Annotated in this window: 21 protein-coding genes and 3 pseudogenes; 1 reads left to right on the top strand and 23 read right to left on the bottom strand. The window is 65.4% G+C overall.

Annotated features, from left to right (window positions below; genetic code table 11):
* Positions 1-293, top strand: a pseudogene (locus tag K309_RS43290) (IS4 family transposase); the annotation flags it as partial.
* Here K309_RS43290 and K309_RS40575 read toward each other — a convergent pair.
* From K309_RS40575 to K309_RS43295, 23 genes and pseudogenes are all read right to left on the bottom strand, one after another.
* Entirely contained in the window at positions 278-1,486 is a 1,209-nt protein-coding gene (locus K309_RS40575) for a T6SS phospholipase effector Tle1-like catalytic domain-containing protein (protein WP_084402595.1), read from the bottom strand. The pseudogene K309_RS43290 and the gene K309_RS40575 sit on opposite strands and share 16 nt — an antisense overlap.
* A 1,627-nt stretch (positions 1,487-3,113) precedes the next feature.
* Positions 3,114-4,352 carry a cation:proton antiporter gene (locus tag K309_RS0128965; RefSeq protein ID WP_029049615.1) on the bottom strand — a complete coding sequence of 413 codons (1,239 nt, stop codon included), beginning with the start codon at positions 4,350-4,352 and terminating at the stop codon, positions 3,114-3,116.
* Between the two features lie 19 nt (positions 4,353-4,371).
* Complete coding sequence (locus K309_RS0128970) at positions 4,372-5,919, bottom strand: HAL/PAL/TAL family ammonia-lyase (RefSeq protein WP_084402597.1); 1,548 nt, start codon at positions 5,917-5,919, stop codon at positions 4,372-4,374.
* Between the two features lie 15 nt (positions 5,920-5,934).
* Positions 5,935-6,624, bottom strand: coding sequence for a 4'-phosphopantetheinyl transferase family protein (locus K309_RS0128975; RefSeq protein ID WP_029049617.1), 690 nt, complete (start codon positions 6,622-6,624; stop codon positions 5,935-5,937).
* Entirely contained in the window at positions 6,624-7,073 is a 450-nt protein-coding gene (locus K309_RS0128980; RefSeq protein ID WP_029049618.1) for a hypothetical protein, read from the bottom strand. The genes K309_RS0128975 and K309_RS0128980 overlap by 1 nt, the downstream gene beginning before the upstream one ends.
* Positions 7,074-7,112: 39 nt before the next feature.
* Entirely contained in the window at positions 7,113-8,342 is a 1,230-nt protein-coding gene (locus K309_RS0128985; RefSeq protein WP_029049619.1) for a beta-ketoacyl-ACP synthase, read from the bottom strand.
* Positions 8,339-9,070 (bottom strand): 3-oxoacyl-ACP reductase FabG, encoded by a 732-nt coding sequence (gene fabG, locus K309_RS0128990; protein ID WP_029049620.1) that lies wholly within the window; start codon positions 9,068-9,070, stop codon positions 8,339-8,341. Before fabG ends, K309_RS0128985 begins: the two co-directional genes overlap by 4 nt.
* Positions 9,071-9,072: 2 nt before the next feature.
* Positions 9,073-9,531 (bottom strand): hotdog family protein, encoded by a 459-nt coding sequence (locus tag K309_RS0128995; RefSeq protein ID WP_029049621.1) that lies wholly within the window; start codon positions 9,529-9,531, stop codon positions 9,073-9,075.
* Between the two features lie 3 nt (positions 9,532-9,534).
* Entirely contained in the window at positions 9,535-10,722 is a 1,188-nt protein-coding gene (locus K309_RS0129000) for a beta-ketoacyl-ACP synthase (protein ID WP_029049622.1), read from the bottom strand.
* Positions 10,719-11,303: a DUF3261 domain-containing protein gene (locus K309_RS0129005; protein WP_029049623.1), complete on the bottom strand. Its 585-nt coding sequence runs from the start codon at positions 11,301-11,303 to the stop codon at positions 10,719-10,721. Before K309_RS0129005 ends, K309_RS0129000 begins: the two co-directional genes overlap by 4 nt.
* A complete protein-coding gene (locus K309_RS0129010) occupies positions 11,303-12,532 on the bottom strand; it encodes an NAD(P)/FAD-dependent oxidoreductase (RefSeq protein ID WP_029049624.1) in 1,230 nt (409 codons plus the stop codon). Before K309_RS0129010 ends, K309_RS0129005 begins: the two co-directional genes overlap by 1 nt.
* Positions 12,533-12,587: 55 nt before the next feature.
* The gene (locus K309_RS0129015) at positions 12,588-14,987 is read right to left on the bottom strand and encodes an MMPL family transporter (protein WP_232232536.1); all 2,400 of its coding nucleotides are present in this window, start codon (positions 14,985-14,987) and stop codon (positions 12,588-12,590) included.
* On the bottom strand, positions 14,980-15,600 hold the full coding sequence (locus K309_RS0129020) for an outer membrane lipoprotein carrier protein LolA (protein WP_029049626.1): 621 nt from the start codon (positions 15,598-15,600) through the stop codon (positions 14,980-14,982). The genes K309_RS0129015 and K309_RS0129020 overlap by 8 nt, the downstream gene beginning before the upstream one ends.
* Positions 15,597-16,013 (bottom strand): acyl-CoA thioesterase, encoded by a 417-nt coding sequence (locus tag K309_RS0129025; RefSeq protein WP_029049627.1) that lies wholly within the window; start codon positions 16,011-16,013, stop codon positions 15,597-15,599. The genes K309_RS0129020 and K309_RS0129025 overlap by 4 nt, the downstream gene beginning before the upstream one ends.
* Before the next feature lie 26 nt (positions 16,014-16,039).
* Positions 16,040-17,026 carry a lysophospholipid acyltransferase family protein gene (locus tag K309_RS37795; RefSeq protein ID WP_051320671.1) on the bottom strand — a complete coding sequence of 329 codons (987 nt, stop codon included), beginning with the start codon at positions 17,024-17,026 and terminating at the stop codon, positions 16,040-16,042.
* A complete protein-coding gene (locus tag K309_RS0129035) occupies positions 17,023-17,772 on the bottom strand; it encodes a glycosyltransferase family 2 protein (protein ID WP_029049628.1) in 750 nt (249 codons plus the stop codon). Before K309_RS0129035 ends, K309_RS37795 begins: the two co-directional genes overlap by 4 nt.
* Positions 17,765-19,459 (bottom strand): ApeI family dehydratase, encoded by a 1,695-nt coding sequence (locus tag K309_RS0129040; RefSeq protein WP_029049629.1) that lies wholly within the window; start codon positions 19,457-19,459, stop codon positions 17,765-17,767. The genes K309_RS0129035 and K309_RS0129040 overlap by 8 nt, the downstream gene beginning before the upstream one ends.
* A complete protein-coding gene (locus K309_RS0129045) occupies positions 19,452-20,000 on the bottom strand; it encodes a COG4648 family protein (RefSeq protein WP_029049630.1) in 549 nt (182 codons plus the stop codon). Before K309_RS0129045 ends, K309_RS0129040 begins: the two co-directional genes overlap by 8 nt.
* Complete coding sequence (locus K309_RS0129050) at positions 20,000-20,263, bottom strand: acyl carrier protein (RefSeq protein ID WP_029049631.1); 264 nt, start codon at positions 20,261-20,263, stop codon at positions 20,000-20,002. The genes K309_RS0129045 and K309_RS0129050 overlap by 1 nt, the downstream gene beginning before the upstream one ends.
* 44 nt (positions 20,264-20,307) lie before the next feature.
* Positions 20,308-20,580, bottom strand: coding sequence for a phosphopantetheine-binding protein (locus tag K309_RS42585; RefSeq protein WP_198030874.1), 273 nt, complete (start codon positions 20,578-20,580; stop codon positions 20,308-20,310).
* 249 nt (positions 20,581-20,829) lie between these two features.
* Positions 20,830-21,366 (bottom strand): annotated as a pseudogene (locus K309_RS37800) (lysophospholipid acyltransferase family protein); the annotation flags it as partial.
* Complete coding sequence (locus K309_RS0129060) at positions 21,335-22,105, bottom strand: beta-ketoacyl synthase chain length factor (RefSeq protein ID WP_051320673.1); 771 nt, start codon at positions 22,103-22,105, stop codon at positions 21,335-21,337. The gene K309_RS0129060 and the pseudogene K309_RS37800, both read right to left, overlap by 32 nt.
* 325 nt (positions 22,106-22,430) lie before the next feature.
* Positions 22,431-22,744: pseudogene (locus K309_RS43295) on the bottom strand (IS4 family transposase); the annotation flags it as partial.

Below are 22,744 nucleotides of genomic sequence, written 5' to 3' on the forward strand. Positions count from 1 at the left end.
GGCAGGACTTCGGCGCCAAAATCCTCAGCGACAACTTGCACGCCCTATGCTGCCTCAGCGCCGCGCAGGAACATGAGATTGACTCGGACCGTCGTATCAACCGAACCTTCGCCATCACGGCTCTCAAACCTGTCCTGTCAGCGGCGCTGCTCGGCTTGCGCTGGGCCAAGGCTGCCCTGAATGAGACCTTGGCTTTGATCGCAACACGTGCCCATCGCGTGCGACCGGATCGCAACAAACCTCGTCCGCCTCGCCCAAAGCCTCATCGACATGCCGCTTATAAGGCTTGTTGATGCTTACAGTAACTTGGGTGGATTGGTTCTGCACGCAGCACAATTCTTCCGACGCCTTGCTGCGCCTTACCCTTCAACATTCTGCAGGCCGGACTATGTACGCATCTAGCGATGGATAATCCGTTGGTATACTGCAGCTCGCGCATTCGCGCGACCCAATCGCCACCAAAATCGATTGGCACAGGTGTTGACTCCACGAGCTCTATCTTCCTGCTAGCACGAGCATCCACTGTATTTGGAGCACCGATACCAAGCATCTTGTCAATTAGCCAGCGCGAATCGTTTTTTCCTTTGGCGCGTGGGTCATCGCCGGTGCTGAAGCATTGAAAGGGTATAAGCCCCATCGCTGCTAACAAGGAATCAATGTTGGCAAGGTACTCTGTGCCAATGCCGGAGGCATAAGAGCCTCCAACGTCAGAATGGGCGCCCGGAATAGTGATAGTTACTATTCGGTCCGGTTCGAGATCTTTTGAAACGTCGACGATAGGAGGAAATGCTATCCGTCGCTCGTCAAGTGACACAAAATGATAAAATAGGTCGGCAGATTGCGGCACTTGGAGATCCAATTTTCTCCGCTGTCCAGTTGCAACAGTGTCGAAAACAAGCGCATAAATACGTGGCGACGGTCCGCCTCGCTTCTCCACTGCCCAGCGCTTCTCAAGCAAATTCATAAAATGCCGAGCGGCCGCACCGCCACGAGAGAAACCTGAAATGAATAGTCGGACATCCGCGTCCGGGCGGTTTTCTTGAGCCCTTGATATCTCGCGCAGAACGTCATCCAATGCGCGGTCTACGCGGCTTCGCAGGCTGAATCCGATGGCGGCGTCGGCGTATGCGACGAGCGGATTGGATTGGGTCCCGACTCCAGCGTAGTATTTGAGAAAATCCAGGGAGTTGTTGGTTTGGAGCCGGTCGTGGATATGGCCGACCACGGTTTGACGCTCCCCGTTCGGTACGTGCAATCGGTCGTTTTCAGTTCCATCGAAAAGTACAGCCCCCAAAACTACTGGGCGACCATCAATCGACTTCCCAATTTGCGGCGTCCAGTGGATTTTAGAAAAGGCTTGTTGTAATACCAATCTATCTTGGGGCGCCAAGGGCACCCTGTTGTTTTCCGCAAGCGCCTGCCCACAAACGCCGGACAGCACAAGACCAAGCAGCATCCTTATAAGGATATCCAAAGATTCCTCCATCAATCGTCAATTCGAGGTTATTATCTCGCTGCGTATTAACGGTCCGCAACGGACGATCTTGAGGTCTAATAACTGCTCGGGAAGGCCGTTAGTTTGCCTGGTTCTGTTCCCACTCATCGCCCAGTGCGTAGCGTGTCATCTACCGTACCGGCCAGGAACAAGATCGCCCCTGCTGCCTGCCTGCGGCGGCTTTGCAGGAAATTGTTCTCCAGTCGGGACACTCGAAGCAACTTTGTGTCTTTCCTCGACGAACGTCGGTTTGCACAATATTGTTTCTGCTGGTCGCCCGCCAGTTGGCCGTTTCCGAGGCGCTGGGAACAATTTTATGCCAAGGAATTTTGCTGAACATTGTTCCTCCGGCCGACGTTTTGAGTAATTTTGTTCCTTTGCCAACGACTCGATCCGTTGCTGGCCGGCGCGCTACGGCTTGCGAAGCCGAGAACGGTTGCCGTCCCGGGTTGCCGCGCGATCACGGTGCCAAGTCCGGGCCACGCGGACGGGGGGAGGGAGCTACCGCCATACGCTGGCCGCCTCGCAGTCCTGCCCATTAGCAGGGCTCATGGGGCCAGGAACAAGATTTTGCAAAATCCGGGAACAATATTCTGCAAACCGACGGACGCCGTCCGTTTGCACAATATTGTTCCTGCTGGTCGCCCGCCAGGTGGCCGTTTCCGAGGCGCCGGGAACAATTTTATGCCAAGGAATTTTGCTGAAGATTGTTCCTCCGGCCGACGTTTTGAGTAATTTTGTTCCTTTGCCAACGGCTCGATCCGTAGCTGGCCGGCGCACTACAGCTTGCGAAGCAGGGAACGGTTGCCGTCCGGGGTTGCCGCGCGATCACGGTGCCAAGTCGGGGCCACGCGGACGAGGTGGGAGGGGGCTACCGCAATACGCTTGCCGCCTCGCAGTCGTGCCCATTAGCCGGGCTCATGGGGCTAGGAACAAGATTTTGCAAAAATCAGGGAGCAGATTTGTGCAAACCAACGAGAGAGCCGGCGGACCTGTGCCAAGCCGAATACTTCATCATCATGAAATTATCAAAGCGGCGGCTATCGAATGGTGCAATGAATTGGGCCGCAAAGAGGTCGGCCAACACCCGAGACGCAAGCCCAGGGGGCGATGACTGGTCATTCTGCTCAGGGCACGAACTATTTGACAGTCCACAGCCGTACTGCGGCCCAAGCTATTACACCATGAGTCTCTTCCGGAATAGTGCTCGTCAAGCTGGAATGGAAGCGACCACCACGCCCCCCGGTACGCTTGCCGGTACGCACAGTGCAAGCGGAAATAGTAACAGTGCGGCCGGGGTAAGGAACCAAATGAAGTCGGTCAAGATCGTCGCCTTGACCCGTTCGAGATAGGCCGCTGAGGCTCCACCCGCCAGCGCTGTGGCGACACACAGAACGTATGTTACCGACCCAGGCGCATGCAGTAAGGCGACGGCGAGGGTCGACACTAGCAGTATCCAACACAGCTTGTACCACCACAGACTCTTTTGCATGGAGGTCATAATGGAGTGTTCCGATTCTACTTGTATTGCGCGCTTGCTTCCCTTGCTCAGCAAACAACCAAAGATGCAAGGTACAAGACGGCGTCCCAGTGCAAGACACGCCCTTTTAATGCATTTCTAAGTGCCGCTTGCTCGCAGATATTTCTCCTTGCCCGCTTTCGCGGCCACCCATGTTGTCAGCGGCCTTGCCAGCAGCGTACTGCTCAACGCCATTAGCAACAGTCCAGAAAACGCCGTCGTGCTGATGATGTGCGCATCCAGCAGAACGGTCAGTACAACCACTTCGACCAGCCCCTTGGTCTGCAGCAGTGCGCCCAGAGCGAGCGCGTCGGACCACGCCATGCCCGCGCGCCGTGCAGGAACCGCCACGCCCGCCATCTTGCCTGCGATGGCGATTGCCAGCGACACTGCCGCGATCAGCAACGCCATGGGGTTGTGCAGCGAGATTTCCGTGCGCAGCCCGGCGGCGAGGAAGAAGAAGGGCAGCAACACTACCACAGTCACCGGTTCGAGTTGTTGGCGCACGCGCTGGGCCTCGCGCGCGGGCCACACCAGCCCGGCCACGAAGCCGCCCATCACGTGGTGCAGCCCGGCCAACTCGCCCAGGAAGGCTGACGCCAGCACAAGGAACATCGCCAGCGCGAGCAGCAGCTCGGTCTCCGGCGTCCGGCCGCGCATCAGCCAGGTCAACGCGGGACGCACCGCGAGGAACATGAACGCCACATAGGCCCCGGCACGCACGGCCACGGTGACGGCGCCGTCATTGCCGCCGTGCTGCAGCAGTACCACCGTCAGGAACAGCCACACCCAGGCATCGTTGACCGCCGCGCAGCGCAGCGCCAGCTGACCCAGCGGCGTGCTGGTCAGCCGCATCTCGCGCAGTACCGCGCCCAGCACCGGCAGCGCAGTGACGGCAGTGCAGATGCCCATGGCGCAGGCAAACCAGTAAGGATCGGTGCGTTCGCCGCCCACTGGCCAGCCGGCCCCGATCATCCACCATCCGGCCGCGGCGCCAAGCGCGAAGGGCACAGCGATGCTACCCAGCGAAATCTGCACGGTTGCACGCCAGTGCGCGGGCATGCTGTCCTCGCGCAGGTGCAGGCCTGTCAGGAAGCAGAACAGCGTCACCGCCAGCCACTGCAGCCCGGACAGCATCGGCAGGTGGTCGGGCCCGAACAGGGCGGTCCAGCCTTGCGGTGCGAGTTGCCCGAACACCGACGGGCCGAGCAGGATGCCGGCCAACACCTGCACGCAGACTAGTGGGAACATCGACTGCAGGCCAGCGCCGCGCCACAGCAGGTAGGGCAGTGCGACGACCAGCATCGCTTGCAGAAAGAAGATGTTGACTGAACTCATTGCGCAATTTAACTGGCGTTCACCACTTTGCCTCCCGCATCTCCTGCAGCAGTCGGCGCAGTTCGGGTTCAAGCGCGCGGTCCTGCACGATCAGCGGGATTTCGGCTTCCAACCGCTCGGCCAGCGGCCGCAGCGGTTGCGGCAGCGTGTAGCCGGTGCGCAGCCGCAGCGCGAGACCTTGCCGCACTGCGACCAGCATCGCCGCGGCCACCTGCTCACTCAGTTCCAGTACCCGCATGCAATCGCGGCTGGCGATGGTGCCCATGCTGACCTTATCCTGGTTATGGCATTCGGTCGAGCGCGAGAACGCCGTGGCGGGCATGGTTAGCTTGAGGGCCTCGGCGGTCCATGCGGAGACGCCGATCTGCACTGCCTTAAGGCCGTGGTTCAGCGGCGCGTCGGCATCGGTGGCGCCCGACAGGTTGGCCGGCAGTCCGTTGTTGTAGCGGGGATCGACCAGCGTGGCGAGTTGGCGGTCCATCAGGTCGGCAACGCTAGCCACGGCGGTCTTGAGCGCGTCCATGGCGAAGGCGATATGCCCACCGTAAAAGTGGCCACCGTGCAGAAGGCGCTCTTCGTCGGGCTCGACCAGCGGGTTGTCGTTGGCGCTGTTCAATTCGATTTCGATCCAGCTCCGCGACCAGTCGAGCGCGTCTTCCAGCACGCCGATCACGTGCGGCGCACAGCGCAGCGAGTAGCGGTCCTGCAAGCGGTTGGCGTGGCGGGGCGCGCGTGTGTCGCCCAGCAGTTGGCGGATGCGCTGCGCGGCGCGCTTCTGGCCGGGATGCGGCTTGGCGTCGAACAGCGCCGCATCGTAATGGTAGGGATTGCCGTCCACCGCCACCACTGCGGCGGCGGTCAACGTGGCGGCGAGCTTCGCCAGGTTGGCGGCGCGCTGCCACGCCAGGCATGCCAGGCCGGTCATCACCGCGGTGCCATTCATGATCGCCAGCGCTTCCTTGGGGCGCAGCCGCAGCGGCCCGCGTCCGATTGCGGCCAGCGCTTCAGTAGCGGGCTGGCGCCGGCCTTGGTAAACCACCTCCCGCTCGCCGCACAGTGCCGCGGCGACATACGACAGCGGCGTCAGGTCGCCACTGGCGCCGACCGATCCCTCGGCGGGAATGCACGGCAGCACGTCATGGGCGAGAAATGCGGCGAGTTGCTCCAGCAGCGCGGGGCTCACCGCCGAATAGCCCTGACATAGCGACGCCAGCCGGGCGACGAGCACGGCGCGGGTCTCGTCAGGGTCGAGCAGCCGGCCCAGCCCGCAGCCATGGAAGGTGTACAGGTGCACCGGCAGTTCGTAGGCGCGTGCGACCGGGACCGTGGTCTCGCACGAATCGCCATAGCCTGTGGTGACGCCGTAGACGCGGCCGTCCTCCTGCAGCAAGCGGTCCAGGAAAGCCATGCCGCGCGTGATGCGCGTGCGGAAAGCCGGCGCATTGGACAGCACCGCTGTGGCGCGGCGCCGTGCCAGCGCGGCCACCGCCTCGATCGTCAGGGGCGTGCCGTCAAAGACCATCGATATGGCGGTGTTGGCGGCATCGATCGCAAAGTATTCAGACATCGGTTCAGGCATTCATCATTGCAGCGTTGCGGTGCCGGATGGCACGAGCCGCCAGAAGCGGGGAACGGGCATTCCCGATGCGATCATTGCACGCAGTTCGTCAGAACAGAGGGCGATCACGTGGTTGTCGTGCAACCACGTACAGGCATTGGCGTCCTGCGCGCCCGATGCCGCCTCGATCGTGAGGCCGTGGCCCAGCATGGTGGCAAACAAGCCACCGCCGTGGCACTTGAGTCCCGCTTCTTTCAGCGTCCACGCATGCGCAAACTGTTGTACGGGATCCGGAGTAGCGGAGTGGTCGGCGAGTGTGGCACGTTCGAGGTCCGTGGTGATGGCGCCATACAGTGCCTCCAGTCCCTTGCGCGACCGGCAGGGTTCGAGATCGAGTCCGAGCGCAGCGCCACCCACGGCGCAGGCAACCAGGTCGCCGCTGTGGGAAATCGACAGCTTGGCGGGCACGCCGCCGCCTGACACCACGGGCGGCGACTCAGCGCCGCCCGTCAGTATCCAGTCCCGCCGCGCGCCGCCGAACGCTTCGGCCAGCAGCCCACGCGCCAGCCAGCGGCCGGCGACGAACTGGTCGCGACGCCGCGCCGACTGCTTCGCGGCCAAGCGCGCCAACTCGCCTTCAGACATCCATGACTGCGCGTCGGGCGCCTGCGCGGCAAGTTCCGTCACGCTCCCCAGGCGCAGCCACGTGGTCATTACTGTGCGACCTTGGCGTAGGTGCCCTTGAGCGCAACGCCCACCACCACGGCGCCGGCGTGGCATTCGTAGTCGGTCGGGCTGGAGACCTCGTTCTTCTTGTAGTAGCTGACAATGTCGATCACCGCATTGGCGCCCTGCGACTTGGCCGTGTCCTGCAGCGCGATCAGCGCCGACAGTGCGGCCCAGCGGCAGCCGTCTTCATCGCTCTTGCCAACTCCGTTGGTTTTGCGGTTGGAGACACCCGATTCCATGCGCTGCAGCACCTTGGGGGTCTTCTGGCCGGAGAGGTAGAAGCGGAAGGAATCGTCGAGCTTTTCCTTGGCCTCGGGCATGTCGAGCACTTCCTGGATCGGCAGCATGTACTTGGTGTCGCGCGCGTGCGCCGGAGCCGACAGCAAGGCGCAGGCGCACAGCGACATGGCAACGACAGAGAGAGCGGATTTCATAGATCTTCCTTATTCTTGGTTGGCAATCTAGAAAGGACTTCAGTCTTCCCAACGGCGGAACACCAGCGAGGTGTTGATCCCGCCAAAAGCGAAGTTGTTGCTCATCACGTAGTCCGCGTCGAGTTGGCGCGGCGTTTCCATGATGTAATCGAGGGGCGCGCAGCGCGGGTCCGGCGTGCTGAGGTTCAGGGTGGGCGCAAACCAGCCGTCACGCATCATCTCGATGGTCATCCACGCTTCCAGCGCGCCGCAGGCGCCCAGCGTATGCCCCATATAGCTCTTGAGCGAGCTGACCGGCATGCCGGGACCAAACACGGCATGAGTGGCGTGCGATTCGGCGATGTCGCCGTGGTCGGTGGCGGTGCCATGCGCATTGACATAGCCAATGCGGCCGGGCTCGAGGCCTGCGTCTTCCAGCGCCAGTCGCATGGCAACGGCCATGGTCTCGGCCTTGGGCTGGGTCACGTGCGCGCCGTCGCTGTTAGTGCCGAAGCCGAGGATCTCGGCCAGGATGCGCGCGCCGCGCGCCTGCGCGTGCTCCAGTTCTTCCAGCACCAGCGTGCCCGCGCCTTCGCCCAGCACCAGCCCGTCGCGCGCGCTGTCGAAGGGGCGCGGCGTGGCCTGCGGGCTGTCGTTGCAGGTGCTGGTGGCAAAGAGCGTGTCGAACACGGCCGCTTCGGTGGCGTCGAGTTCCTCCGCGCCGCCTGCCAGCATTGCTACCTGGCGGCCGCTCCAGATCGCCTCGTAGGCATAGCCGATGCCCTGGCTGCCGGACGTGCAGGCGCTGGACGTGGTAACAATGCGGCCGGTGATGCCAAAGAACACGCCGATATTGACCGCTGTGGTGTGCGGCATCATGCGGATATAGGTCGTCGCACTAATGTCCTCGGTGGTGCGCTCGCTTCGCATGCGTCCGAAGTCGGCGACCGCCTCGGGCGTGCCGGTGGACGAGCCATAGGCAACGCCGAGCTTGCCACTCGTCAGCAGCGGATCGCCCGCGAGGCCTGCGTCCTGCAGCGCCGCCTCGGTTGCCAGCACGGACATCAGCGCCACCTTCCCCATCGAGCGCGTCAGCTTGCGGGTGTAGTGCGACGGCAGCACCAGAGGCGGCACGGGCGCGCCGAGAAGGGTGTTCAGTCCCTTAATGTCTTCCCATTCCGTCATGCGCCCGACCGCGCTACGGCCCGATTCCAGGGTGCTACGCACCGTGGCCCAGTCATTGCCCAGCGCGCAAATCGCGCCGGTTCCAGTTACGACGACGCGCTTCACCCGAACATCCCCCCATTGACCGAAATCACCTGTCGCGTGATATAGCCCGCGTCGGGCGACAACAGGAACGCCACCGTGGCCGCGACCTCGTCGGGCGTGCCCAGGCGGCGTGCCGGGATCATGCGCAGCGCTTCAGCGCGCACGTGCTGCTCTACCATGTCGGTGTCGATCAACCCGGGCGCGACGCAGTTGACGGTGATGGCGCGCTTGGCTAACTCGATCGCCAGTGCCTTCGTGGCGCCGATGATGCCGGCCTTGGCCGCGCTATAGTTGGCCTGGCCGCGGTTGCCGACCAACCCCGACACCGACGAGAGCGTGACAATGCGGCCCGGCAGGCGCCGCTGCACCATCGGCATCACCACCGGATTGAGCACGTTGTAGAAGGCGTCGAGATTGGTGTGTATCACCTCGTCCCACTCGGCGCCGCTCATGGCTGGGAAGGCTGCGTCGCGGGCCAGGCCGGCGTTGCACACCACACCGTAGTAGCAGCCATGCGCGGCAATATCGGCCAACAGCATGGCGGAGGCTTCATCGCGCCGGCCCACATCGAAACAGAGCACACGGGATTTGCGGCCGCAGGCGCGCACCGAGTCGGCGACGGAGGCAGCCTCGTCGCGGCTGGAGCGGCAGTGCACCACTACATCAAAGCCGTCGCGGGCCAGCCGCAGAGCGATGGCACGGCCGATGCCGCGGGACGAGCCCGTGACCAGCACGGTCGGATTGGTCATGCTTACTGTCCTTGCAGAAAGGCCTGCGCATCCGCAGGCTGGAAGACGGAGACATTGGCGTGGGCCACCTCGCGGCCATCCAGCGCCAACCGGCAGGCGAACTGGCCCAGGCCGTTGTCGCCGATCAGTTCCGCCTGCACGCTGATGGTGAGTTCGCTGCCGATCGGGAAAGCTGGCACGTCGCATTCATAGCGGCGCGAACCCAGCAGGAAGCCGATGCCTGGCGGGCGTCCCGCGCGCCGGTCGCGCACACCCGCCCACGCGGCGATGGCCTGCGCCATGTATTCGATGCCGACCCAGCCGGGCATGCCGGTCTGATCGACGAAGAGCTGTCCGGATCTCACCGTTGCACGGGCGGCGCAGCCGTTGTCGTCGGCCTGAACCAGCGCATCGAGCAACAGCATGGCGCCGCCGTGGGGCACTACTTCGGCGACGGGCGGCAGGGCTGATAAATTTTGCATGCGTTACCCCTCCCCAAGCACCAGCACGCAGTTACTGCCGCCAAAGGCGAACGAATGGCTCATCACGTAGCGCGGGGTGCGTCCGAGCGCGCTACCCGGGCCGGCGACGTGCAGCGCCGGCAGCGCGGCATCGGCCACGCCGTCCCACCAGTGCGGCGGCAGCCGGCCGTGCGCATTGCCGTTCAGCGTGAGCCACATCAGCGCCGCTTCTATCGCGCCGGCCGCGCCAAGTGTGTGGCCAGTCAACGGCTTGGTGGAACTGACCGGCACCTCACGGCCGACGACGTCAGCGACGGCATGCGCTTCCATCACATCGTTGGCTGGCGTGGCGGTGCCATGCAGGTTCACGTAGTCGATCGCATCCGCGCCGATGTCCGCTCGCACCAGCGCCTGCCGCATTGCCAGACGTGCGCCCTTACCGAGCGGATCCGGTGCGGAGACGTGGTAAGCGTCCGACGATTCGCCCCAGCCGGCCAGGCGCACCGGGCCTGGCTCACGCGACATCAGGAACAGCGCCGCGCCTTCGCCAAGATTGATGCCATTGCGGTTGGCCGACAGCGGATTGCAGCGCGCCGCGCTGACCGATTCGAGCGCGGAAAAGCCGGCGACGGTAAATGCGCATAGCGTGTCTACGCCACCGGCAAGGACCACATCAGCCAGCCCATGGCGCAGCAGCCGCGCACCGGCGGCGAGAGCCTTGGCGCTCGACGAGCATGCGGTGGAAATCGTGTACGCAGGGCCCTTCGTTCCCAGCATTGCGGCGAGGAAGCTTGCCGGCGAGCCCAGCTCTTGCTGGCCGTAGTGGTAGGCCTGCGGCAATGCGCCATCGCGTACCAGGCCATGCAGCGCGAGCTCGCCTTCGCGTATGCCCGAGGTGCTAGTGCCCATCACCACCGCCACGCGCAAGGGGCCGACGCGCGCAATCTCGTCCTCCACCGCCGGGCGCACCTGCGCCAGTGCGTCGAGCAGCATGGCGTTGTTGCGGCTGCGATGGCGCGTTTCGATATGCGCCGGCGCGGCATCGTCGGCAAGGTCGTTCACCGTACCGAGCAGCAGCTTACGGCCGGGGCTGTAGCGGTCGGTGACTTCACCGGCAATGGGCGCATCTGCTTGCCACATGGCTTGGCGCACCGCGTCCTGCCCGCGCCCGAGCGCGCAGCGGATGCCGACGCTGTTCAGGAACGCCGTCATGCCGCACCGCCTTGCGCCGGCAGGTTGCGGATCGTCAGCCGGTAGCCGTCGCGGTACTGCACGAACAGCGTGGTGACCGCATCCGGAAAGCGGACCTCGGCAACGGTTTCGGTGCCCTGACGCAACTGGCGCAGGGCGGGCGTTACTTCAAAGGTCCATCCGGCGGGCAATGCGTCCCGGATCGCGTCAGCCGGCCACAGCGACAACTGCAGGTCGCTCAGGATGCGTTCCGGTTGCAGTTCAGCGGGCGTCCAAGGTGAGCGCGAGACCTGCAGGTTCGTGCCGTCCCAGTCAAGCCGCGCCAGCACCTGCCCCCCGGCCACGGCAGCGAGTCGTGTGTGCGCGGCATCGGCTTCCAGGAGTGCCATCAGCTCGCGGCGCTCGGTGCGGCCTTGCATCTGGAACTCGACGGTGATGTGCTGCTGCAGCTTCAGGTCGCGCTGCAGCGATGCCGGGGGCAGGCGCAGCAGAGCCGTGGCGCGGGCCTGCTGCGCGGCATGTTGAGGAGCGGCACCCGGCGATGCGCAGCCCGCTGCCAAGGCAGCGGACAACGCCAGTGCGGATAAGCTAAGATGGCGCATCAGACGTTGCAGAACTCTTCCAGCACCGCCAGCCGGCGGCGCGGTTCGGCCACGAAGGGGTTGTTGCGGTCCCACGCGTAGCCGGCAAGGATCGCGGAGATCATGTCGCGGATTTCCGGGGTGGCGTTGGGATGGAAGATCAACTTCTGGAAGCGGCCTTCGTACCAAGCTTCGACAAAGACGCGGAAGCAGTCCACACCTGCCTTGAGTGGCTGCGCGAACTCCTTCTCCCAGTCGACGGCTTCGCCGGCGAGCTGACGCACGAGGCACTGTGCGGCGAGGCTGGCCGACTTAAAGGCGATGGTCACGCCGGAGGAAAACACCGGGTCGAGGAATTCGCCGGCATTGCCGAGCAGCGCATAGCCGTTACCCCACAGCGACTTCACATTGGCCGAGTAGCCCGCGATCTGACGCGCGGGAGTATCCCACTGCGCGTTGGCGAGCAACTTCTTCAGGCCCGGCTCCTCGGCCACCAGCGCCTGTAGGCGCTCGGTCTCGGTGCCGGTGTAGCGGTCGAGGAACGCCTTCTCCGCCACCACGCCCTGCGAGCAGCGGCCGTCGGAGAAGGGGATGGTCCAGTACCAGACGTCCTTGTGCTCGGGATGCACGCTGATCAGGATTTTGTTGCGATCGAATGCGCCGGGCGAGATGCGGTCTTCCACGTGCGTGAAGATCGCGCTTCGCACCGGGAAGCCTGACGGCGATTCCAGCTTGAGCAGGCGCGGCAGGATGCGGCCGAAGCCAGAGGCGTCCAGCAGGAACTTCGCGCGCACCATGTATTGGCTGCCGTCCGGCGCGCGCACCATGACCTCGGGCTGCTCGCCGCTGACATCGACGTTCTCGACCAGGTGCGAGAAGCGCACCTCGGCGCCCTGGCGCGCGGCGTCGCGGATCAGCACGTCGTCAAAGCGCGCGCGCTGCACCTGGTAGGTCGTGCCCCAGCCGGGCGAGAACTTCTCGCGAAAGTCGAACTCGGTCTGCTGCGTGCCGCGCGAGAAGGCGGCACCGTTCTTGTACTGGAAGCCCGCTTCCACCACCGCGCGCAGCATGCCGGCCTCTTCGATATAGGCCATGCTCTGCGGCAGCAGGCTTTCCCCGATCGAAAAGCGCGGAAACGTCTCCTTCTCGATCACCAGCACCGGGATCCCGTGCTTGCGCAGCAAGCCCGCTGCGACCGAGCCCGCAGGCCCCGCGCCAATGATGACGACATCCGTGGTTTCCGTTTTCATATGCTTCGACACTTGATACTCAAAGACTGCGAGATGATGGGTACAAACACATGGCTCAGTGCCCGCCATGCGAATTTCCTTGCTGCGCCGTTGGCCGGAACCAGGGCGACAGCACCCACACGGCGCCGACACCAGCCAGCATCGTGACGCCGAACGCATGCAGCGCTGGCGTGGACGACAGCGCCAACAGACCGAAAGCGAGTAGGGTACTCGCCGCGCCCAGCACGATCGCCGTCCACGATACGCCATCGCCGGGATGCTCCAGCAGGAAGATGCCGTAGTCGACGCCGACGCCCAGCAGCAGCGCAAGCGCCAGCACCGGGAAAAGTTGCAGCGGCACGTGTAGCCAGCCCAGCAGCGCCACGCTGAGCAGCGCCGCCAGCAAGGTCGGCACCAAAGCGCGCCAAGCAGCGAGGCCGTAGCGCCACGCCAGCAGCACCGAAACCGCGGCGGCGCCGGCCAGCAGCAGCCAGCTCATCAGCACCCGGTAATGGTGCAGCAAGCCGGACAGGTCCGCCACCCGGTCGACCCATTCGACGCCGGCCACGCCGGCCACAGCGGCCTGCACCTTCGGCATGGTTTTCGGGTCGTTCAGGCCGCGCAGTAGCATCACGCTAGCGTAATTGCCGTCCTTGCCTTCGCGGCCCACCCACAGGTGGCGCAGGGCTTCAGAGACCGGATGAGCCAGCCACACCGGCAAGGTCAGCACTTCGTCCGATCCTGACGTTTCCGTGCTGGCAGCGTGGCTGGCGACCGTGCCGGTCACATGCGCGATGCGCTCGCGCACCTGCGTCTCCAGCTTCGATGCCAGCGCCGCGTCAGCACGCTGACGTGCCGCAGAGGGTACCCAGTCGGACAGCGCGACAAAGCCGTCGATGCCACCGTCCGCCATGATGCCAGCCAGCGCTGTCTTGGCGGCTTCCTCGCGCTGCAGCACCTGATCGGCGGAAGCGCCACTCACCAGGAGGAATTGCGCCGGGCTCGGGCTGCCGAGCAGGCGGCCGGCAGTGCGCTGTGCTTCGATCAAGGCGGGGGGCGAGCTTTGCAACTGACGCACGTCGTCCACAACCTTCACCTGCAGTAGGCCCGGCACGATGAAGGCGGCCAGCACCACAGCCAGGAGCAACGTGCGGCGATCGGCGCGGGCGCGCGGCCAGCGTGCCAGGCTGTCAGACAGCCACGCCGACAGCCGCGTCGGCCGCAGGCTGCCGCTGTCCAGCAGCGGGAACCACAGCACCACCGTCAGGAATGCGGCGACTAGGCCCACTGCAGAGAACAGCGCCATCTGCCTGAGCCCCGGGAACGGCGCGATGCCGAGCGCCAGGTAGGCGACCACGCTGGTCGACAGCGCCAGCATCATGCCTGGCAGAAGGCGGCGCATCACGCCCGCCGGCGTGCGCCGGCCATCTGCCTGACGGGTCACGAAGTAATGGATGCCGTAGTCCTCGGCCACGCCGACCAAGCTGGCGCCGAACACCAGCGTGATCAGGTGGACGCGCTCGAACACGGCGCTGGTCACGGAGATGGCCGCGGCGGTACCGATCAACAGTGACAGCGCGACCAGCACGATCGGGCGTAGCGAGCGGAAGGCCAGCCACACCAGTAGCAGCACCGCCGCAAGCGAGCCCAGCCCGATCACGTTCATCTCGAAGCTGGCCTGCGCCGCGGCTGCCTCGGCGTGCAGCGGAATGCCGGCCATCACCACCCGCACCGCATCTTGTCCCTGGCGCGCGCTGGTATTGGCCGTGGCCAGGAGGTCACCGTAGTCGGTATCGCCGCTGACCGAGAACGCTGGCTTGCTGATGCGATAGGTCAGCAGCACCCAGTGCATGCCTTCGGCCGAGAACGCCGCCAGCCCGTCGCGCTCGCGCACGCGGGTCAGGTCGGCGCGCGACAGCCACCATCCCTGCCACAGCCCCAGCGGATCGGCCGACCAGCTCGACAGGCTGGTGCCGGCCGAGAATTGGTACAGCCGCGCCAACGCTTGCTGCGCCAGCGTGTCGGCATCGGCGCGACCGAGCGTGGCGCGCTGGGCGTCGGTCAGCAGGTGGTCGCGCCAAGGGCGGTAGAAGGCCAGCGCGGCGTCGAGATCGAATGATGCAATCTTGTCCACGGGGCGCAGCAGCTCGGGATGCGCGTCGGTGGTCTGACTGAAGCGATGCGCGGCCGTCTTTGCCCGCTGCCAGTCGGACGCGCCGACCAGCACGATGATCTCGCGCGATACGCCGTCGGCAAGCTGGCGCAGCACGCGGTCGGCGGTGGCGGTGCGCTCGCTGCCGGGCAGCAGCGCCATCACGTCGGTGTCGATGCGCGCGCTGCGCCAGAAGCTGGACTGGTGCAAGGCCAGCGCCAGCACGACCAGCAGCCAGGCGAACGCCAGCACGCGGGCCAGCGGCGCCATGCCCGCCAGGCCGGTGCGGGCACGGACTAGAACACGGTTGGCCGAATCACTCAAAACGCTGGGCCTCCGCGGCGGAAAGCCTTGGCGCCGCCACCGCCTCGATCAGACGTATCTGGGTAGTGTCGCCGCCGGCTTCTTCCAGGCGGATGCTGCGCACGAAACGGTCGCCGCTCAGCTCGATGCGGGCAAAGACGCGCCGGATGCCGCTGTCGGTCGGCGTTAGTGTCAGGGCCCAGCCGTCCTTGCCAGCGAGCTTCGCATCCAGCGCAAAGCGCCTCGACAGCGCCGACAGGTCGCCGCGCAGCACCGCGATCATCGATTCGCCGACCACGCGCATCGCCGGCTGCTCGTCGGCAGCGAGCCGCTGCTGCACCTTGCCGTCGGCGCCGCGCACTACCAGTTCCTTTGGCGTCACCAGCAGGCTCGACACGATCGGCTCGCGCGTGGTCCAGGCCAGCCCGCGCTCGCGCACGAGCACGAAGTCGCCGCGCGAAACCAGCGGATTGGTAAAGCCCGCTAGCTGGCGCTTCTGCTCGAAGCGGCCGCGCATCACCTGCGCATCGGCCAGCCGCGCAGCGATGGCGCCGAGGGTATCAGCAGCTTGTACCGGCAACGCAGGCAGGCAGGCAAGCGCCGCGAGGGCGGCCAGCAGGGCGCGGCGCTTCATGGCTTCACCCCTAGTCGTTCCCAAAGCACCGGTGGGCATTCGTAGCACATCTCCCCCGTGCCCATGTCCACCGCCACCTGCACCGAATAGCCCTTGGTCAGGCGCTCGCCGGAGGCGGCATCGCGCAGCACGTAGTCGATCTTGAGCCGGTTCTCCCACTCGACGATGGTGGCGCGGACGATCACGGCCTGGCCGTAGACCAGCGGGCGCACATAGCGCAGGCGCAGATCGACTACCGGCCAGGCATAGCCGGAATCGCGCATCGCGGGATAGTCGTACTGGAACCGCGCCAGCAGCGCGCAGCGCGCCTGCTCCAGGTAGCGCACATAGTTGCCGTGCCACACCACGTCCATCGGGTCGAGGTCGTGAAAGGCGGGGGTGAGGGTGATTTCGTGGCTCAGGTCTGGGGTCATGGCACTGTGAGGAATCGATCGCGGTGTCAGCGCGCGCGCCCGGGCGTGTTGTCCGGGTCGGCCCAGAAATCATAAAAGTTGAACCAGTCGTACGGCGACAGCACGAGCAGCTGTGTGAGCCAGTCTGCGTAGGCAGTGGCATAGCCGGTCAGCGCCTCGGCGCGATTCGCGCGCGGCAGCCGCACTTGGCGCGCCAGCTCGGTGAAGCGCAGCAGGTGGCCATCGCCGCGGCGGATGCAGCCCATCGCGAACAGCGGGCAGTCCATCAGCGCAGCCAGCACGTATGGGCCCACGGGGAATCGCGCCGGTGCGCCCAGAAACGGCACGCTGACCGAGCGCCCGCCATGGGCGGGCGCTCGGTCGCCGGCAATGGCAACGAACTCGCCGGCGCGGACCTTGTCGGACAGCTCCTGCGCGGTGGCCGGCGAGATCTCGTCGACCTGGTACAGCTGCAGCGTCGAGCCCGGGTCGAGCCTGGTCAGGATGCGGTTGAAGCGTTGAGCATGCGCGGTATGCACCAGCACCGTCAGGCGCAGGCCGGCGCGATGGCGGGCCAGCACGCGGCACAGCTCCAAGCAGCCCATATGCGCGGTGACGATGATGCCGCCCTGGCCGCTCTCGATCTGCCGCAGCATCACCTCGGCGCCTTCGCGCGTGACGCCACCGAAGGCGTAGCGGCCGCCAATCGCCAGCAGCTTGTCGAGCAGTGTGTCGGCGAATGCATACAAGTGGCGCAGCGTATGGCGCGCGCGGGGCAGCGGATCTTGCGCGCCGGTGGCGCGATGTACGCGGCGCAGGTAGTCCCGCGAGGCGCGGCGCGCGGCGCCGTGCGTGAGCCAGTAATAGGTGACCACGGGGTACAGCACAGCGCGGAACGCCATGCGCCCCAACAGCCGATGGATGGTGTACAGGCACCAGACGCCCCACACGCAGGTAGCCTCGCCGATGCGGCTCCAGTGGCGAGCGGCGCCGGGGTTCGCGGGCGGCGCCGCGCCGGGTGCGGTGGTACTCATGCCAGCTTGCGTCCCATCAGTACCGGCAGGCGCCACAGCATGCCGAAGAACAGACGCGTATGCATCCACGAAATTCGCAAGTTGTCGCGCCAGACGCGAAAGTGCGAAACGCCGTCGCTGGGGTAGGTCACCGGCGTCGGGATGTTGACGATGCGCACGCCGCGCCAGACCAGTCGCACCAGGATCTCGATATCGAACTCCATGCGCGGGCCGATGTGCGCCGCACGCGTGAGCGGCACCACATCGGCCAGTGGATAGACGCGCAGCCCGCACATCGAATCGCGCACCGCAAACGATAGCGTATGGACCCAGACCCACAAGTGCGTCAGATAGCGTCCGATCAGCCGGGCGCGCGGCACCGAGGCGTCATAGACCGGATTGCCGCAAACCATTGCGATCGGGTCGTGTTGCGCCATGGTGAGGAAGGCTGGGATACAGCCGGCATCGTGCTGGCCGTCCGCGTCGATCTGCAACGCGTGGGTATAGCCGGCGCGCCAGGCCGCCTCGAAGCCGGCCATTACTGCCCCGCCTTTGCCCTGGTTTTGTTCGAGCCTGACCAGCGTGACGCGGCCGTCCGGGCGTCCCGCCAGGTCGCGCAGCACGGCGGCGCAATCGGCATTGCTGCCGTCGTCGACCAGCAGGCACGGCACCGGGTGCGCCAGGATCGCATCGACCATGGCGCCGATGGCGCGTTCGTGGTTGTAGACCGGCACCAGTACCACCGGACGGAAGTCGGCGTCAGCCATGCTTTCTCCTGAAGACAATGCGGCCGCTGGCATGCGGGCCTGCTGCCGAGGTCAGGCGGAATGCCAGTGCCAGCTTGTCCGGCAGCCATTCCAGGTCCAGCCGCACGTGGCTGCCGGGGCGGATCACGCCCTGGAACTTCAGCACGTCCAGCCGCAGGAAACGCTCACGTGCGGGCACCGGCAGACGCTGCGGAGCCAGCGCCATGACCCAGTCGAGCTGCGCCACACCGGGCACGATCGGCGTGCCGGGGAAATGCCCATCGAAAATCGCCAGGTGTTCGCTGACGTCCAGCGTGGCCGCGGCAGCGTTCCCGCTGCTTTCGATCCAGACGGCGCGCGGCAGGGTCTGGCGGAACAGGTCGCGCAGCATGGCTTCGGTGGTCTTGCCCTGCGCGTTGCAGGGTAGCGCCTCAGTGGTCAGGTGCCAGCGCCGCGGCAGCGCGAGCAGATCGACGGTGTTAGCCAGCGCCCCCTTCATCGCGGCGATCAGCGCGGGCCGGCCAGCCTCGGTCAGCATGGCGGCTCCGGCCTCGGCCAGCACCACGGCGGCAGCCACGCGCGTGCCGACATCCAGGTCCACCAACACCACGCGCGCATCCTGCACCAGCGGCGATGCCGCCAGCGTCTGCTCGATGCGGGTCAGCGAGACGCGCTTCTCTTCGATCTTGGCGATGCGGTCGGCGCGCCCGGCCAGCACGAAGCCCTGTTCGCCGTCGGCCAGCGCGCGGTCCGCGCAGACATGCCAGTCGTCAGTTGGCAGGTGGGCCGAGCGCACCGCCAGGAAGCCGTCCTGCAGGCGCCAGGCCACGCCGGGCAGCGCCGTCCAGCGATCCTGCTGGCGCGCACGCTGGCGCCAGGCGATGCCGCCGGTTTCGGAGCTGCCGAGGACTTCAATGGGCGATTGGCCGAGGTGGCGCAGCGCGTCGTCCGCCGCCTCGGGCGGCAATGGCCCACCGGAGGAGAACACCGCGCACACCGCCGCGCGAGCCGCCGACCAGTCCAGCGATTCAGGCATGCGGCGCAGGTGCGCGGGGCTGCTGACCAGCACGACCGGCGCATCGCCGCATGCTGCGGCGACTTCCTCTAGGAAGGCGAGGCGCGCCTGCGGCAGCGCGCGGCCGGCCGCCAACGGCCACAATACGCAGAACAGCAGTCCGTAGATATGCTGGTGTGACACCGTGGCCAGGAGCCGGGCGTTCGGCGGCAATTGTGCGCCAAAAGCGGCCTCCAGCGCGGCGGTTTCAGAATCGAGCTGCGCCAGCCGCTTGTGAATGGCCTCGGGAGCGCCGGTGGAGCCTGACGTGAACAGCGTGACGCCAGTATCGTCTGGCGACAGCGGCGGCCAGTCGCCGACATCCCCGTCGATGTCCTGCCTCGGCTGCACGCCCAGGGGCAGTTCGCCGGCCCAGCCGTCGGTGTGTGCGCGCAGCGCTATCAGCGTGTCCGGGCGCGTGTCGCCGGGCAGCACCACGTGCTTGCCTGCATGCCAGGCACCGAACAGGGCGGCGGCGAATTCCTGCGTCGAGTCGATATGAATTGCCCAACGCTCCCCCGGCGCCGCGGCAAAGGCCACGCGCCATGCATCCGCACGCGCCAGCAGGTGGGCGGCGTCAGCATTCCCGCCGGGCTGCGCGACACGGTGGGCAAGGGCGGCCATCGCGCCGCGGATACCCGTCCACTCAGTCATGACGACTCCCTGTCATGACGTGTCGACGCACCAGCCACTCGCCCGCGAACATCGTGCCGATCAGCACATAGGCGATAGCGCCGTTATAGAGCGCCCACACGCGGTCGCTGGCAAAGCACGCGGTGGCCAGCGCGATCGCCCCGTTGCCGCAGAAGAACAGGCACCACGCCGCGGTGACTTTGCGTGTGTAGGCTACACCCATCTGCGGCAGGTCAGGCTCGCGCAGTCGTGCCAGCCGCTCGACCACGCTGGGGGGGCGCCATAGGCTCCAGCCGAACACGACCAGCAGCACCGCGTTGACCAGCGCCGGGTAGAGCTTGAGCGGCATCGCCTCGCCGGAGGCGAGCACCACCAGCGCGATCGCGCCGGCGATGAGCGCCAGCGGACGCCAGCCGGCGTGCCGCACCGCGGCCAATCGGAGCAGCATCAGCGCGACCAGCAGCAATGCCACTGTGCGCGGAGGCCAGTATTGCAGACCGACATAGACAGCCACGGGGTAGCACAGCGTCAGCGCACCCAGCGCCCAGTTACGCCACGCCATCAGGCCGTCGCAGCGGAATCGGAGTCGATCAGGAGCGCCAGTGCCTGCACCACGTCGTGAATGGTGCGCACAGATTTGAATTGCTCGGGCTTGAGCGGCTTGTCCAGCATCGGCTTGAGCTTGACCAGCAGGTCGACCGCGTCAATGCTATCAATATCCAGGTCTTCATAAAGCCGGGCTTCCGGACGGATGCGGTCGGCGTCAATCTCGAAGGAGTCCTGCAGGACTGCCGAAATGCGCGCAAAGATTTCGTCGTGGGTCATGACCATGCTTACCAGCTTGAAAAGAATCGGATACCAGGTTGTACTCAGGCCGAAGCCTGTTCGGCGCGATGCGCGGTGACAAATGCCGCCAGCGTAGCAACGCTGGCAAAACGGGCACGAACGGCTTCCTTGTCGCCGCTCATCGAGACACCATAGTGCTTCTGCAGCGCCAGGCCGAGTTCGAGCGCATCGATCGAATCCAGGCCGAGGCCTTCGACGAACAGCGGTGCTTCGCTGTCTATGTCTGCGGGCGCAACCTCCTCTAGCGATAGCGACGAAACGATCAGTTCTTTGATTTCTTGCTCAAGCGCCTGCACGGCGTATCTCCCTGAAAAATATTCGGTCAGCGCCAGCGTGACCTCGCGTACGGCCATGGCGTCGTCGGCGTCGGCTTTCGCCAGCTGCCGGGTGTCTATGTCTTCGCGCACGTCGATGACGTAGCGCGGCCTACGTACCGGTACGCGATACCACTTCTCGCCCTTGCGCAGCGTGGGTGGCTCGCAGCGGATCACCACTGGCGTCAGCGCAAAACCCCCGCGCACCGCGATGTTGGCGGCGCCGCGCTGCAGCCGCAGGCTGCCGTCTGCCGGGGTGCGCGTGCCCTCCGGAAAGATCACGAGATTGTTGCCGGCGCGCAGCGAGGCGATGCAGTCCTGCACCATCTGCGCGCCCGAATTGTTCTGCACATAGCCGGTGGCCAGCACCGGCCCGCGCGTGAACGGGTTGCGGGCCAGGCCCGCCTTGACCACGCAGTCGGCACGGCGCGTCAGCGCGATCAGGAACACCACGTCGATCAACGATGGATGGTTGGCCACGATCAGCAGTCCTTCGCGCTGCAGCCGCTGTGCGTTGCGCACCTCATAGCGGATCACGCCCACCGCGCACATCAGCCACAGGAACAGCTGGAAGGCATGGTGGACTGCATCCTTGCAGACACGTTGCCGGCGTGCGGCGCTCCATGGCGGCAACGCCAGAACCGGGAACACCAACAACCGCAGCGCCAGACCGCCCAGCCCAAAACAGGAAAAGCACAGCCCGGTGGCGCATACGCGCCAAGCGCGTCCCATTCTCTCAACCATGACGCCGCCACCGCCAGCCGGCATGCTCACCGCGGTACGTGAGTTCCCTCTTGCCGGCGAGAATGAACTGCAGCACGTTCAGGCCGTGAGGAAGTTGCTGGGGAGCATCAGCTGGCTCGGCTGTCGCCGACCACGTCAGCGTGAAAGACGCCTCACCCGCGCGCGGCGCTCCTAGACGCCACGCCCAGCTAAAAGGGCAGGCCGGCTCGTCTTCGAACGGGGCATAGGGCGTGGCCACAGGTTCGTCATAATGGACCAGCATCACTTCGGTCGCACCATCGGCAAGCAGGCTACAGGCTTCCAATACAGCGGTTTCGACAGTATCGCGCCCGGCCGACACCGCAACCAAGTTCTCAGTATCGATCAGGTCGATGGATCGCACCGCGCCGATGGCGTTATGCACCGAAAGCCCGAAGGCTGTCGGTGACAGCGCATCGCCCAATGCCAATTCCGAGAGCATGGACACGAGCCGGCCCGTATCGCCGTGGCGCGAGGCAAACACAGCGGGTATTCCGAGCGCGCTCGGCGCACAAGCATAGGCCGACGCCAGTGCGACGCGCCCGATTCCAGGCAGGCGGCGCCGCAGCATTGGCGCCATCTGTGGCAAGGGTGGCGGCTCAGCAAGCCTTGCGGGCAAGTGCGGCGCTGCGCTCCACGCTCGCCAGTCGTCCTGTGACTCCAGTCCGTCCGCCCACGCCGACCACGAGCGGATACCAAACGTCAAAACTTCGCCCTGATTGGAGACAGCGAATCCGGCGCTCATGTATACCTGCCCTTCGCGCCCGCCAGGCAGCAGCGGGCCAACACGGCGGCGTGATGGCTGCCGAATTCCGACTGGAAGGCAAGGCGATACATGGATGACGAGAGAAATAGACAACGGCGCGACATTCTACTCAAATCGCCCCTCCTGGCATGTCAAAAATATCTTTGACTGTGGCGAAAGTGCCTATGTGTTGTGGAATTGCGCCGAAATCATGTTATCGGTGACACGGCGTCGTGATCGCACCCCCCATTGGGGGGGGCATTAAATTAAGCAGAATAATCCGGACAGGGGATGACTGCCCAATCCACCCAAGTTACTGTAAGCATCAACAAGCCTTATAAGCAGCATGTCGATGAGGCTTTGGGCGAGGCGGACGAGGTTTGTTGCGATCCGGTCGCACGCGATGGGCACGTGTTGCGATCAAAGCCAAGGTCTCATTCAGGGCAGCCTTGGCCCAGCGCAAGCCGAGCAGCGCCGCTGACAGGACAGGTTTGAGAGCCGTGATGGCGAAGGTTCGGTTGATACGACGGTCCGAGTCAATCTCATGTTCCTGCGCGGCGCTAAGGCAGCATAGGGCGTGCAAGTTGTCGCTGAGGATTTTGGCGCCGAAGTCCTGCCTCGCAGCCAACTGTGAGAGGC

It is taken from the genome of Cupriavidus phytohabitans (genome assembly GCF_000426345.1).
Classification (GTDB): domain Bacteria; phylum Pseudomonadota; class Gammaproteobacteria; order Burkholderiales; family Burkholderiaceae; genus Cupriavidus.